Source organism: Mesorhizobium sp. LNHC232B00 (assembly GCF_000502435.1).
GTDB classification, from domain to species: Bacteria; Pseudomonadota; Alphaproteobacteria; order Rhizobiales; family Rhizobiaceae; genus Mesorhizobium; species Mesorhizobium opportunistum.
This window is the reverse complement of record NZ_AYWP01000009.1, coordinates 161,048-174,693: the sequence shown is the minus strand read 5'-3', so window position 1 is coordinate 174,693 and position 13,646 is coordinate 161,048. Positions and strand designations below refer to the sequence as shown.

The 13,646-nt window shown below is 63.7% G+C and carries 7 protein-coding genes; 4 read left to right on the top strand and 3 right to left on the bottom strand.

Going from position 1 to position 13,646, the window contains the following annotated elements:
- Positions 1 to 371 precede the first annotated feature (371 nt).
- Both gltB and X743_RS155160 read left to right on the top strand, forming a co-directional pair.
- Positions 372 to 5,108: a glutamate synthase large subunit gene (gene gltB / locus X743_RS155155; protein ID WP_023765817.1), complete on the top strand. Its 4,737-nt coding sequence runs from the start codon at positions 372 to 374 to the stop codon at positions 5,106 to 5,108.
- Positions 5,109 to 5,250: 142 nt separating this feature from the next.
- Positions 5,251 to 6,705 carry a glutamate synthase subunit beta gene (locus tag X743_RS155160; RefSeq protein ID WP_023765816.1) on the top strand — a complete coding sequence of 485 codons (1,455 nt, stop codon included), beginning with the start codon at positions 5,251 to 5,253 and terminating at the stop codon, positions 6,703 to 6,705.
- Here X743_RS155160 and X743_RS155165 read toward each other — a convergent pair.
- A complete protein-coding gene (locus X743_RS155165; protein WP_023765815.1) occupies positions 6,702 to 7,928 on the bottom strand; it encodes a DUF459 domain-containing protein in 1,227 nt (408 codons plus the stop codon). The two genes, X743_RS155160 and X743_RS155165, sit on opposite strands and share 4 nt — an antisense overlap.
- A gap of 121 nt (positions 7,929 to 8,049) precedes the next feature.
- A complete protein-coding gene (locus tag X743_RS155170) occupies positions 8,050 to 9,273 on the bottom strand; it encodes a lytic murein transglycosylase (RefSeq protein WP_023765814.1) in 1,224 nt (407 codons plus the stop codon).
- Between the two features lie 210 nt (positions 9,274 to 9,483).
- Here X743_RS155170 and galU point away from each other — a divergent pair, with 210 nt between their 5' ends.
- Positions 9,484 to 10,389: a UTP--glucose-1-phosphate uridylyltransferase GalU gene (galU, locus tag X743_RS155175; RefSeq protein ID WP_023765813.1), complete on the top strand. Its 906-nt coding sequence runs from the start codon at positions 9,484 to 9,486 to the stop codon at positions 10,387 to 10,389.
- 160 nt (positions 10,390 to 10,549) lie between these two features.
- Here galU and X743_RS155180 read toward each other — a convergent pair whose 3' ends face one another.
- Positions 10,550 to 12,352 (bottom strand): outer membrane beta-barrel protein, encoded by a 1,803-nt coding sequence (locus X743_RS155180; protein WP_031257728.1) that lies wholly within the window; start codon positions 12,350 to 12,352, stop codon positions 10,550 to 10,552.
- Positions 12,353 to 12,600: 248 nt separating this feature from the next.
- Here X743_RS155180 and X743_RS155185 point away from each other — a divergent pair, with 248 nt between their 5' ends.
- The gene (locus X743_RS155185) at positions 12,601 to 13,602 is read left to right on the top strand and encodes a KpsF/GutQ family sugar-phosphate isomerase (protein WP_023765811.1); all 1,002 of its coding nucleotides are present in this window, start codon (positions 12,601 to 12,603) and stop codon (positions 13,600 to 13,602) included.
- Positions 13,603 to 13,646 lie beyond the last annotated feature (44 nt).

The following is a 13,646-nucleotide window of genomic DNA, read 5'->3' as shown; positions in this document are numbered from 1 at the left end:
CTTACGTTTTCGGTCACCTTTGCGACATTTTCTGTCGTGCAAAGCCCAAGTTTTTTGTGAATCGGTCTTGTGTGCGTCGGGGAATTCTGCCATAAAAATTTAGGACAGTAGTGCTGTCTTATTTTGTCGCACAAAACAGGCTGGATTAGCGTAACATATGGGCCTCTCCGGCTGTTGCCGCGAGCGACAGGTGGACGGCCAGACTCTGGCCTGTACGATACCAGATGCGGACCATGCGAAAAGCCGCATGATCCGGCAAGGATTTCGCAAGACGTGCCGCAAGGATCAGGGTGAGCAAGACGCTTGCCGAGGCAAATTAGCGACCGAAGAAATGGCCAGCGCCCGAAGGGCTGGGAACGGAGGACAGGACAATGACGGACATGACGCTTGCTGCGACGAACGGCCAGGCCGCGCAGACGAAAGCGGCTGCCGTCAAAACTGCACCTCGATCCAACATCGGCCGAACCGCCAACGGTCTTGCCGCGCAGGGCCTCTACGATCCGCGCAACGAGCATGACGCCTGCGGCGTCGGCTTCATCGTCAACATGAAGAGCGTGAAGTCGCACCAGATCGTCAAGGACGGCCTTGCCGTGCTCGAAAACCTGACGCATCGCGGCGCCGTCGGGGCCGATCCGCTGGTTGGCGACGGCGCCGGCGTGCTGGTGCAGCTTCCGGACCAATTCTTCCGTGAGGAGATGGCGGCCCAGGGCATCGAACTGCCGCCTTCTGGCCAATATGGCGTCGGGCACTGGTTCATGCCGCAAGACGCCGCTCTTCGTGCCCACATCGAAGAGATCATTGCCGAATCGGCGCAGTCCGAGGGACTGCCGCTCATCGGTTTTCGCGACGTGCCCGTCGACAATTCATCCCTGTCGAAGGCGGCTGACATCGTGGCGTCCGAGCCGTTCCATCGGCAGGTCTTCATCGGCCGCACGGCGGATATTCCCGACGACGAGGAGTACGAGGCCAGGCTTTACCTGCTGCGCAAGGTCATATCGGGCCGCATCTACGCCGAGAACGACAACAAGGACATCGGCGCCTATTGCGTGTCGCTGTCGGCGCGCACCATCGTCTACAAGGGCATGTTCCTGGCCTATCAGGTCGGCGCCTACTACAAGGACCTCAAGGACCCGCGCTTCGAGACCGCGTTGATCCTGGTCCACCAGCGCTTCTCGACCAACACCTTCCCGTCGTGGAAGCTGGCGCATCCCTATCGCATGGTCGCCCACAATGGCGAGATCAACACGGTGCGCGGCAACAACAACTGGATGGCGGCCAGACAGGCTTCCGTCGATTCCGAACTGTTCGGCAACAACATCTCGAAGCTGTGGCCGATCTCCTACGACGGCCAGTCCGACACCGCCTGCTTCGACAACGCGCTCGAATTCCTGTTCCAGGGCGGCTACAGCCTCAGCCACGCCATGATGATGCTGATCCCGGAAGCCTGGGCCGGCAACAAGCTCATGGGGGCCGACCGCAAGGCTTTCTACGAGTACCATGCAGCGCTTATGGAGCCATGGGATGGACCGGCGGCGGTCGCCTTCACCGACGGCCGCCAGATCGGCGCCACGCTCGACCGCAACGGACTGCGCCCGGCACGCTATATCGTCACCGACGACGACCGCGTCATCATGGCCTCGGAAGCCGGCGTGCTGCCGGTGCCGGAGGAGAAGATCGTCAAGAAGTGGCGGCTGCAGCCCGGCCGCATGCTGCTGATCGACCTTGCCAAGGGCCGCATCGTTCCCGACGAGGAGATCAAGTCGGAGATCGCGACCAAGCATCCCTACAAGACCTGGCTCGCCAACACGCAGTTGATCCTGGAAGATTTGAAGCCGGTCGAGCCGCGCGCGTTGCGCAAGGATGTCAGCCTGCTCGATCGCCAGCAGGCGTTCGGCTACACCCAGGAAGATACCAAGCTGTTGATGTCGCCGATGGCGACCACCGGCCAGGAAGCCGTGGGTTCGATGGGCACCGACACGCCGATCTCGGCAATGTCGGACAGGTCGAAGCTGCTCTACACCTATTTCAAGCAGAACTTCGCCCAGGTCACCAATCCGCCGATCGACCCGATCCGCGAGGAGCTAGTGATGAGCCTGGTGTCCTTCATCGGTCCCAGGCCGAACATCTTCGACCTGGTCGGTAATTCGCGCCGCAAGCGGCTCGAAGTGCGCCAGCCGATCCTGACCAACGGCGATCTGGAAAAGATCCGCTCGATCGGCCACACCGAAGACCGCTTCGACACCAAGACGATCGACATCACCTACGGGTCGAGCGAGGGCGCTGCCGGCATGCAAGGCGCCATCGACAGGCTCTGTGAGCGAGCGGAGGCGGCGGTCGCCGGCGGCTACAACATCATCATCCTCTCCGACCGCCAGCTTGGCCCGGACCGGATCGCCATCCCGGCACTGCTGGCGACGGCAGCCGTGCATCACCACCTGATCCGCAAGGGGCTGCGCACCTCTGTCGGCCTCGTCGTGGAATCCGGCGAGCCGCGCGAAGTGCACCATTTCTGCTGCCTTGCCGGTTACGGCGCCGAGGCGATCAACCCCTACCTCGCCTTCGACACGCTGCTCGACATGCACAAGCGCGGCGAACTGCCGGAGGAGGTCGACGCCTACGAAGTGGTGTCGCGCTACATCAAGTCGATCGGCAAGGGCATCCTCAAGGTGATGTCCAAGATGGGCATCTCGACCTACCAGTCCTATTGCGGCGCGCAGATCTTTGACGCGATCGGGCTGAAGTCCGACTTCGTGCAGCAATATTTCACCGGCACCGCGACGCTGATCGAAGGCGTCGGGCTGGACGAGGTCGCGGCCGAGACGGTCAGCCGTCACACGGACGGTTTCGGCAGCGACCCGGTGCTGCGCAACAGCCTGGATGTCGGCGGCGAATATCTGTTCCGCATGCGCGGCGAGGCGCATATGTGGTCGCCCGACGCGGTCGCCACTTTGCAGCATGCCGTGCGCCAGGGCTCGTGGGAGACGTTCAAGGACTATTCCGCGCAGATCGACAGCGAGACGGCGCGCGCCCAGGCCATTCGCGGCCTGTTCAAGATCAAGCTGGCTGGGGAGACCGGGCGCAAGAAGGTCGCGCTCGACGAAGTCATGCCGGCAGCCGATATCGTCAAGCGCTTCTCGACCGGGGCGATGTCGTTCGGCTCGATTTCGCGCGAAGCCCACACCACGCTGGCGCGCGCCATGAACCAGATCGGCGGCAAGTCGAACACCGGCGAGGGCGGCGAAGAGGCTGACCGCTATCTGCCGCTGCCCGGTGGCGGCAAGAACCCGGAACGCTCGGCGATCAAGCAGGTCGCTTCCGGCCGGTTCGGCGTGACGGCGGAATATCTGGTCAATTCCGATGTCATGCAGATCAAGGTCGCGCAGGGCGCCAAGCCCGGCGAAGGCGGCCAGTTGCCCGGCCACAAGGTCGACGCGACCATCGCCAAGGTCCGGCACTCGACGCCCGGCGTCGGCTTGATCTCGCCGCCGCCGCATCACGACATCTATTCGATCGAGGATCTGGCGCAGCTGATCTACGATTTGAAGAACGTCAATCCGGCGGCCGACGTGTCGGTCAAGCTGGTGTCGGAAGTCGGTGTCGGCACTGTCGCGGCGGGTGTCGCCAAGGCACGCGCCGACCATATCACCATCTCGGGCTATGATGGCGGCACCGGCGCCTCGCCGCTGACCTCGCTCAAGCACGCCGGTTCCCCGTGGGAAATGGGTCTGGCCGAGACGCATCAGACGCTGGTGCTGAACGGCTTGCGTTCGCGCGTGGCGCTGCAGGTCGATGGCGGCCTGCGCACCGGGCGCGACGTCATCATCGGCGCGCTGCTCGGTGCCGACGAGTTCGGCTTCTCGACCGCGCCCTTGATCGCGGCCGGCTGCATCATGATGCGCAAGTGCCACCTGAACACCTGCCCTGTCGGCGTCGCGACGCAGGATCCGGTGCTGCGCAAGCGCTTCAAGGGCACGCCCGAGCACGTCATCAACTTCTTCTTCTACGTCGCGGAAGAGGTGAGGGCGCTGCTCGCCGAAATGGGCTTCACCCATCTCGACCAGATCATCGGCGACACCGACCTTCTGGAAAAGCGCGACCTGATCGTGCACTGGAAGGCGCGCGGGCTCGATTTTTCGAAGATGTTCTACAAGCCCGACGCCCCGCATGAGGCGGTGCATTGGACCGAGCGGCAGAAGCATCCCATCGACGATGTGCTCGACCGCAAGCTGATCGAGTTGGCCAAGCCCGCGCTGGAGGCCAAGCAGCCGGTCCAGATCGAGGTCGACATCCGCAATGTCGACCGTTCGACGGGCGCCATGCTGTCGGGCGAAGTCGCCAAGCGCTTCAAGCACAAGGGGCTGCGCGAGGACACGATCCAGGTGAAGCTGACCGGCACCGCCGGCCAGTCGTTCGGCGCCTTCCTGGCGCGCGGCATCTCGTTCGAGCTTGTCGGCGCCGGCAACGACTATGTCGGCAAGGGGCTGTCGGGCGGCCGCATCGTCATCCGGCCACCGGAAGAAGCCAAGATCGTCGCGGCCGAGTCCATCATCGTCGGCAACACGGTGCTCTATGGCGCAACAGAGGGCGAAGCCTATTTCGCCGGCGTTGCCGGCGAGCGCTTCGCCGTGCGCAATTCCGGTGTTGCCGCCGTCGTCGAAGGCGTCGGTGACCATGGCTGCGAGTACATGACCGGCGGCATCGTCGTCGTCATCGGCAAGACTGGCCGCAACTTCGCCGCCGGCATGTCGGGTGGCGTCGCTTATGTGCTGGACGAGGCCGGCGATTTCGCCGAGCGCTGCAACATGGCCATGGTCGAGCTGGAACCGGTTCCGGAAGAAGACGATCTGATGGAAAAGCTGCTGCACCATGGCGGCGACCTCGACCACAAGGGCCGCGTCGACGTCTCGGGCGACATGACCAGCCACGACGAGGAACGGCTTTACCAGCTGATCTCGAACCACGTGCACTATACGGGTTCGGTGCGCGGCCGCGAGATCCTCGACGACTGGACGACGTTCCGGCCGAAATTCCGCAAGATCATGCCGGTCGAGTATCGCCGTGCGCTGATCGAGATGGAACGCATGCGCATGGGCGTTGCCGCCGAATAGATTTTTGCAACGGCCGGGAAGCCCAGGCTTCCCGGCTTCATGTCACCGACAATTTGACCTCTTGCCGAAGGTTGCCATGGCTGCCTCAAGAGGTTAACGGGTGCGGCGAAAACCGCACCATCTGGACAGCAGGAACTGGACTATGGGCAAGGTAACAGGCTTTCTCGAAATCGACCGGCAGGTCCATAAGTACCAGCCGGCCTCCGACCGCATCCGGCATTTCCGCGAATTCACCTTGCCGATGTCGGACAAGGAGGTCGAGAAACAGGCCGCGCGCTGCATGGATTGCGGCATTCCGTTCTGCCACGGGCCGACGGGCTGCCCGATCCACAACCAGATCCCCGACTGGAACGACCTCGTCTACAACCGGGACTGGGACAATGCGATCCGCAACCTGCATTCGACCAACAATTTCCCGGAATTCACCGGCCGCATCTGTCCGGCACCTTGCGAGGAAGCTTGCACGCTGAACCTCGAGGACATTCCGGTCGCCATCAAGACGGTGGAGCAGGCGATCGCCGACAAGGCGTATGAGACCGGTCATATCAGGCCCTATCCGCCGGAGAAGAAGACCGGCAAGCGGGTCGCCATCATCGGTTCCGGTCCGGCCGGCATGGCAGCAGCCCAGCAGCTTGGGCGCGCCGGCCACGACGTTCACGTCTACGAGCGCGAAAGCCGTCCAGGCGGGCTGATGCGCTACGGCATCCCCGACTTCAAGATCGAGAAGCACTATATCGACCGCCGCATCGAGCAGATGCAGGGCGAGGGCGTGACTTTCCATTGCGGCGTCAATGTCGGTGTCGACAAGCCTGTTGCCGAACTGCTCGCCGAGCACGATGCCGTGCTCTATTGCGGCGGTTCGGAAACGCCGCGCGCGGCCGGCATTCCCGGCGACGATCTCGGCGGCGTGCATGACGCCATGCCCTATCTGGTGCAGCAGAACCGCCGCGTCGGCGGCGAGCCGATCCAGTCGGTGGCCTGGCCTTCGCATCCGATCATCGCCGGCGGCCAGCATGTCGTCGTCGTCGGCGGCGGCGATACGGCCTCCGACTGTGTCGGCACGGCCTTCCGCCAGGGCGCGGTGCGCGTCACCCAGCTCGACATCCGCCCGCAGCCGCCGGAGAAGGAAGACAAGCTCGCGGTCTGGCCCTACTGGGCGACCAAGATGCGCACGTCGTCCTCACAGGCCGAAGGCGCCGAGCGCGAGTTCCAGGTGGCGACGCTCGAGTTCATCGGCGAGGAGGGCCAACTGACCGGCGTCAAATGCTGCGAGGTCGACGAGAAGCGCCAGCCGATCCCCGGCACCGACTTCGTCATCCGCGCCGACCTTGCTTTCATCGCCATCGGCTTTGCCGGGCCGACGACGGCCGGTGTGGTGACGGAACTGGAGGGGGAGATGAAGGTCACCACCGACAGCCGCCGCTCCAGGAATGTCGAGGCCAATGACCGCGACTACAAGACCAGCGTCGACAGGCTCTACGCGGCGGGCGATGTGCGCCGCGGCCAGTCGCTGGTGGTCTGGGCGATCCGCGAAGGCCGCCAGGCGGCGCGCTCGATCGACGAGGCGTTGATGGGGACGAGCGTCCTGCCGCGTTAAGGCGCGATCGCCGTCGTCGTGTCAGCCGAGGCGGCCGCAGCGGCGGAGCTTGTCTTGGGCGGCCAGGAAAAATCGTCTGCACGGCCGGGTGAAGCCGCCGGCGCCTTGCCCTCGATCACCAGTCTTTCACCGGGAAGAGCCGGATTGGCCTTTGCCGGCGGCGCGGCGCCGAGCAGTTCGGTGCCGCCGTCGAGCGCCGGATCGCTGAGCAGCATGGGCACGGTGCGGTCGATGACGATGGGTGCGGCGGCCGACGCCGGGGCCTCGACAGGGGCGCCTGCCGGTGCGGCGGCCGGGGCCATGTTTCCGGACGCGGCCAGACCGAGGATCTTCATCAGCGGCTTTTCTGTGTAGAAGGCGAGCTTGCGCTTGCCGGCTTTCGAGACGTTAATGCCGTCATCGGCGCGCAGCCGTACCGGCTGGCCGTTCATGTCGGGGCCGCTGGTGATGAAGGCGCCGTTCTCGTCGACGAAGCCATCCCAGACATCGACGAACTCGCCGCCGTTCTTCTGGGCCGCCGAATGGTAGATGTCGTTGAAAGCCAGCATGTCGGAGGTCATCTTCGCCACCCGGAAGGCCGGCATGCCGACCCAAAGGAACGGCACCTTGGTGCTGGCGATGGCTTTGCCGAGTTCGTCGGTGCGGCGCTCGTATTCCTTGGTCCAGTTCTCGGACCGGGGTTGCTCGCGAACGTCCCCCACCATCATCTGCTGACGGTCGTTGGACCCCAGCATGACGACCACGGCGGCCGGTTTCTCGGTCTCGATCAGCGACTTGATCTGTTCGGGCCAGTTGTAGAAATCGTCGCGCACGAAACCGGACGAACCATTGGAGCGAACGACGATCCTGACGCCGGGATTCTCCGCGAAGGCGGTGTCCAGGCCTTCGGATAGGCCGGCTGCCATGAAGTCGCCGACCACCAGGACGGTACGGGCATCCGGCGCCTTGTCGACCACCGGGGTTTCCGGTTCCGCGGGCGGACGGGGAGCGCGCGGCTTTTTCGCCTTGGGTCTTGCCTTCTGGATGGTCGGCGGCGGCTCAAACCGCTCGCTGCGGCGCGGAAACAGAAGGTCGCGCAACGACCAGCCACGATTTTGCTGCTGCTCCTGCGCCATGGCCGGCGCATGGAAGGCACTGGCAGCGCCGATCACCAGCAGAACGATCGCCAGAATCAGGATCGGCATGCGGCGAACAAGGATCGCGATACGCGCGGCCGAAACCAATCACTCCTCCTCCCCTTGCGCCCACCCCACAAAACGAGCCGGTTTTGGGACCGGGCGCAAGTTCAAAGTACCGTTGCGCCTGGTGCGTCCGCCAAAAACGCACTCGGCGCCGTGGCCGGCGTTATTTTTGCCGGAGCCATTTAAGCACTTCCATGCTCGGATACCCGTCCTGGGTCAAGCCGACCTTTGCCTGATAGGCCATGATGGCGGTCTTCGATCCGTCGCCGATCTTGCCGTCGAACTTACCGTCGTAAAGCCCATGTTGCGAAAGCCGCTTCTGCAGCTCCTGCCGTTCCTCGAAACTGAGCTTGGTGAAAGGCCGCTTCCAATCCTGCACAAGACCGCTGGAGCCGGCGATCTCATCGGCAAGAAGGCCGACGGCGAGGGCATATTTGTCGGCGTTGTTGTAGGCCTTGATCACCGAGAAATTCCTGATCATCAGGAACGCCGGCCCGCCGCGGCCATCCGGCACTTTGAGCGTCGCCTTGTCGGTGAGGTTCTTGAACGGCTTGCCGCTGGCCCTGACGACGCCGAGCGCCTGCCATTGCGCCAGCGTTTTCGAGCCGGCCGGCAGTTTTCCCGCCGGCAAGGCGACTTCATAGCCCCAGGTCTTGCCGGCCTGCCAGCCATTCTTCTTCAACAGATTGGCCGATGTCGCCAGCGCGTCGGGGATGGAATTCCAGATATCGCGCTTGCCGTTGCCGTCCATGTCGACGGCATAGTGCTGGTAGCTGGTGGGGATGAACTGGGTCTGGCCCATGGCGCCGGCCCAGGAGCCCATCAGGTGGCCTTCGTCGATGTCGCCGGTCTGCAGGATCTTCAGCGCCGCGACCAGCTGTGTGCGGGCATATTTGGACCGCTTCGGATCGCCATAGGCAAGCGTCGCCAGCGAACGCACGACATTGCGCATGATGTCGTCGCGCTTGAGGATTTCGCCATAGTTCGATTCCATCGACCAGATGGCCAGCAGAATGTAGCGGTCGACGCCGAACTTCGCCTCGATCCTGTCCAGCCACGGCTTCCACTTTTTCGCCATCTGCTGCCCGACGGCGACGGACTGGTCATGCACGCGGTTGTCGAAATAGTCCCAGGCGGGCGCGGTGAATTCGGGCTGGGTGCGGGCTTTTTCCAGCACCACCGGATCGGGTTCGTTGATACTTCTGAAAGCCTGATCGTAGACAGAGCCGGAAACGCCGCCCGCCACGGCCGTGGCCCGGAAACCGGCGACCCATTGCCGGAAACCGGCGTCGGCGAAGGCCGGCCCCGCAGGCATCAGCATAGCGAGCGAGAGGCTGGCCGCCGTCATGACGCTGGTGAAACGTTTTGCGGCATTGCGAACGGACATCTCTTCCTCCTTCTCTGTCTCAGGAAAGACCATTCATCGCCGAACCGGGTTATGAATTAGTTTACCATAGGCAATGCCTGGAACGAAAAGACGTCTCGATGCTTTACGGATGGGAGTTTCCCCTCGGTCTTGCCAGTAATCCTCAAATCCGGCGTGAAAATGTCGCCGGACAGGGATTGCGGAGCCAGCCATCAAATGGATAATTGGCGTATGAAGAGAGTTCGCAAGGCAGTTTTTCCAGTCGCTGGTCTCGGCACGCGGTTTCTCCCCGCCACCAAGGCTGTTCCCAAGGAAATGCTGACCGTCGTCGACCGGCCGGTCATCCAGTATGTGGTGGATGAGGCGCGCGAGGCGGGCATCGAACATTTCATCTTCGTCACCGGCCGCAACAAGGCGGTCATCGAGGATCATTTCGATATCCAGTTCGAGCTCTATGACACGCTCGCCCAGCGCGGCAAGGACGAGCAGCTTGCCCGGTTGCAGCGGCTGCAGCCGGCGCCGGGACAGACGAGCTTCACCCGCCAGCAGGTGCCGATGGGGCTTGGCCATGCCGTCTGGTGCGCGCGCGAACTGGTCGGCGACGAGCCGTTCGCGCTGCTGTTGCCCGACATGATCATGCAGTCGGAAAAGAGCTGCATGAAGGAGATGGTCGATCTCTACGCCGAGACCGGCAACAACATCATCGCCGTGCAGGAGTGCGATCCGGCCGAAGCCCATAAATATGGCATTGTCGGCCGGGGCGAACCGACCCATCACGGCTTCCGCATCACCGAAATGGTCGAGAAGCCAAAGACCGGCACCGCGCCGTCGAACCTGTACATCAACGGCCGCTACATCCTGCAGCCCGAGATCTTCAAGATCCTCGAAGGGCAGGAGAAGGGCGCCGGCAACGAGATCCAGCTCACCGATGCGATGCTGAAGCTGGAGAAGCAGCAGGCCTTTTACGGCTACCACTATCAGGGCCGCACCTTCGACTGCGGCTCCCCGGAAGGCTTCGTCGAGGCCAATGTCGCCTTCGCGCTGTGGCGAAGCGACATGAACCACAGCATGGCCGGCGTCATCCGCACGCTTCTCGACGAGATGAAGCCATCAGAGCGGCGCGGGGCAGCATTCTAGGATGTGCTGATATTCAGGTGAGGCCGGCCTGCGAATGGCGGCTTCCTGCGCTTCCGGTACTCACGTACCCAAACGTACGCTCCGTTCCGGTTCTCGGAACCCACCATTCTCGGCGCCGCCTGACCTGAATCTCAACACATCCTTGGCTTTGCAGGCGCCTTCACTGCTGCACCTTCACGCCGAGATAGATGCTGTTGGCGGTGTAGTCGCGGCCTGGCAAATTGCTGGTCAGCTTTTCGGTCCTCACCTTGCTGGTGAGGCCGGCATAGCGGTTCAGCCACCAGGTCAGTCCGGCCTCGGCGCTCAAAATCCTGTCGTGGCCGTCGATGCCGACATAGTTGCGCCAGTCGAGGCCCAGGGCCGCGTTGCCGGTGAGGTTGGCACGGATCTGCCGCTCGCCGGTCAGGCGTCCGGAGTAGAGGATATCGCCGCTTTCACCTGCGGTGGTCGTGGTCTCGACGGTGCTGCTGCCGGTCAGGCCGATCGTGGTGCCACGCTCGGGCGACCATTTGAGGGCGGCGTTGACGGTGGCGCCTGAAATGGGCTCCAGGCTCTTGTCATCGATCGCTTCGCGCAGCCACCCCGCCGAGAATTCGCCCGAGAGCTTCTCACCCATGTCGAGCTGCAGGCCGGCACGGGCGCCGAGCCGCGTCGAGGAGCGCTCGAAGCCTTCATTGTCGATGCGCTGATCGTAGGTGCGGCGGCCGACCTCGATTTCGCTGAACGGGGTGAGGGCGGGGGAGATTTCGTAACCGGTGCGCAAAGTCGCCGTGTAGAGCGTGTTGTCCTGGTCCTTCTGCGACAGCGAGGTGCCGTCCGAAAGCTTGGCGTCGCCGTAAAAGTCGTGCGCGACCGCGCCGGTCAGCGTGTACTGCATCTTGCCGACCGCCTTTTCGACGGCAAGGCTGCCGTCGACGGTCTGCCGCAGCGGCTGGGTGCTGACGCCGGCAATGGCGTCCGGCGATGATGCCGATTCCGGCACGGCCTCGTAGCCGAGCTTGGCGATGGCGCGCAACTCGTTGTCGAGGTCGACATTGTACTGGCCTTCGATGCGGCCCTGCGCATTGTGAACGGGATAACCCGACACCGTTTCGCGGAACAGGCCGTAGCCGTCAATGACAGCAGAGTTCTCGCGCCAGTCGGAAGTGGCGGAAAAGCGCAGCGCCGTCTCCGACAGCAGCGCCGATTTGCCGGCGCTGCTCGAATCGCCGTTCGACGTGGCGGTCAGGCCCTGTTCGATCGTCGGCCGGATGACGAAGGAACCCCATTTGACGCCGGGGGCGGCGAACGGGTCGTCCTCTGGCTTCTTCTTCTGGCCTTCGATGGCGTCGGTGCGCTCGGCACCGGGGTCGAGCTTTTGCTTGTCGGCGCTGTCGATGGTGCGGACACGGCGGTTGGCCGTCTCCTCGTCCGTGTCCGTCGTATCGGCAGCGTCCGTCGTGGAGGCGGTGGTTGAAGCGGTGGTATCGGTGGACGTCGTTTTTTTCTTCTTTTTCGACTTGTCTGCCGCCTTGTCGGAAGTCTTGGAGCCCGCCTTGGTCTTGTCCTGATCCGCCTTCCCGCCAGTCGATGGACGGCGGCGAGGCTTGGGCGGCTTCGAAGTATCGGCGGAGCTATCGTCGGTCGCCTGCGGCGGGTCGAAAATGCTGCCGGACGCGCTTGCGTCGTTGCTGTCCGTATCGTCAGGCACGGCGCCGGCGCTGGTCGGCAGATAGGTGTCGGCCTGTGCGTCCTGCACGGCGTTGGCCGGTGCCTGCTGGCCCTGTCTTGCCAAGGCAAGCTGCCGCGCCTTGCGCTGCTGGTCGGACAGGATCGCCGATTCGGACACCTCGCCGCGCAGTTCCGTCTCCTGGGCATGCAGCGGTGCCGGGCGCAGCAAGGCAAACATGCTGGTCGCCAGCAGCAAGACGCAGACCGCCTTGCCCTGTCGTCCTGTCGATTTTTCTGGCTGGACCCCGGACATCGCCACCACTGCTTGCGCGGCGCCTTCAGCGCCATACTTACCGAACCGTAAATGGGGATGGTTAACGGAGGGTTGAGACGGGTCCCTTACCGGGTCCCGGACGCCGGTTTCGAAAGGGAATCATACCGCCTTCGTCAAGCTTCGTGTTTTCATGCCTGTCGCTGGCCCATCCGTCTCACAGCCCGGCCGATATCCGTGGGGCCATTTCTGTTGGACAGGCGGGCGGCAAAGCGCTAATCGCATCACCCATGCATGCGAAATCCTTCGATAAGAAGCCCCTGGACAGGCAGGCGTCGATCGCTTCGGCGCTGAGAACGGTGGCGACCGAACAGGCCGGGATCGCAGCCTTGGCCGAAGCGCTGGAGAACGGCCTGGCCGCACCTTTCGCCCAGGCCGTCGACACGATCTCGAAGATCGAAGGCCGGCTCATCGTCACCGGCGTCGGCAAAAGCGGCCATATCGGTTCGAAGATCGCGGCGACGCTTGCCTCGACCGGTACGCCGGCTTTCTTCGTCCATCCGGTCGAGGCCAACCATGGCGATCTCGGCATGATCGCCAGGGACGACGCCATCATCGCCATCTCATGGTCTGGCGAGAGCAAGGAGATGCTGGGCATCGTCGCCTATTCCAGGCGCTTCTCCATTCCGCTCATCGCCATCACCTCCGGCGAGACATCGGCGCTGGCGCGGGCCGCCGACGTCGTGCTGCTTTTGCCACGCACCCCGGAAGCCTGCCCGCACGGCCTGGCGCCGACGACGTCGACCCTGCTGCAACTGGTCATTGGCGACGCGCTGGCGATCGCGCTGCTCGAGGCGCGCGGCTTCACGCCGGACCATTTCCGCACTTTCCATCCCGGCGGCCAACTCGGCGCCAACCTGACCCTGGTCTCGGAGATCATGCGGGTCGGCGACCAGATTCCGCTGGCTTCGCTCGGCACCAAGATGCCGGAAGCGGTGATGACGCTGTCGCAGAAGAAGGTCGGCTGCGTCCTGATCGTCGACGCCAACGGCGAACTGGCTGGGATCATCACCGATGGCGACGTTGCCCGCAACCTGCACCGTAACCTGGCCGACGTCATCGTCGACGAGGTGATGACCCGCACGCCCAAGACAGTCGACCCGCAGACGCTTGCCGGTACGGCGATCGCGCTGCTCAACGAGCACAATATCGGCGCCCTGGTGGTGACCAAGAACAACATGCCGCTGGGCGTGGTTCACTTCCACGACCTGCTTCGCATCGGCGCCGCCTAAGGTATCGATATTCAGGTGAGGCCGGCCTGCAAACGACGGCTTTC

What these genes read in the sequence shown, in the direction of transcription:
- X743_RS155180 (WP_031257728.1), bottom strand. Translation starts at nt 12,352, where the DNA reads ATGTCCGGGGTCCAGCCAGAAAAATCGACAGGACGACAGGGCAAGGCG.
- galU (WP_023765813.1), top strand. Translation starts at nt 9,484, where the DNA reads ATGAAGAGAGTTCGCAAGGCAGTTTTTCCAGTCGCTGGTCTCGGCACG.
- X743_RS155185 (WP_023765811.1), top strand. Translation starts at nt 12,601, where the DNA reads ATGCATGCGAAATCCTTCGATAAGAAGCCCCTGGACAGGCAGGCGTCG.
- X743_RS155160 (WP_023765816.1), top strand. Translation starts at nt 5,251, where the DNA reads ATGGGCAAGGTAACAGGCTTTCTCGAAATCGACCGGCAGGTCCATAAG.
- X743_RS155170 (WP_023765814.1), bottom strand. Translation starts at nt 9,273, where the DNA reads ATGTCCGTTCGCAATGCCGCAAAACGTTTCACCAGCGTCATGACGGCG.
- gltB (WP_023765817.1), top strand. Translation starts at nt 372, where the DNA reads ATGACGGACATGACGCTTGCTGCGACGAACGGCCAGGCCGCGCAGACG.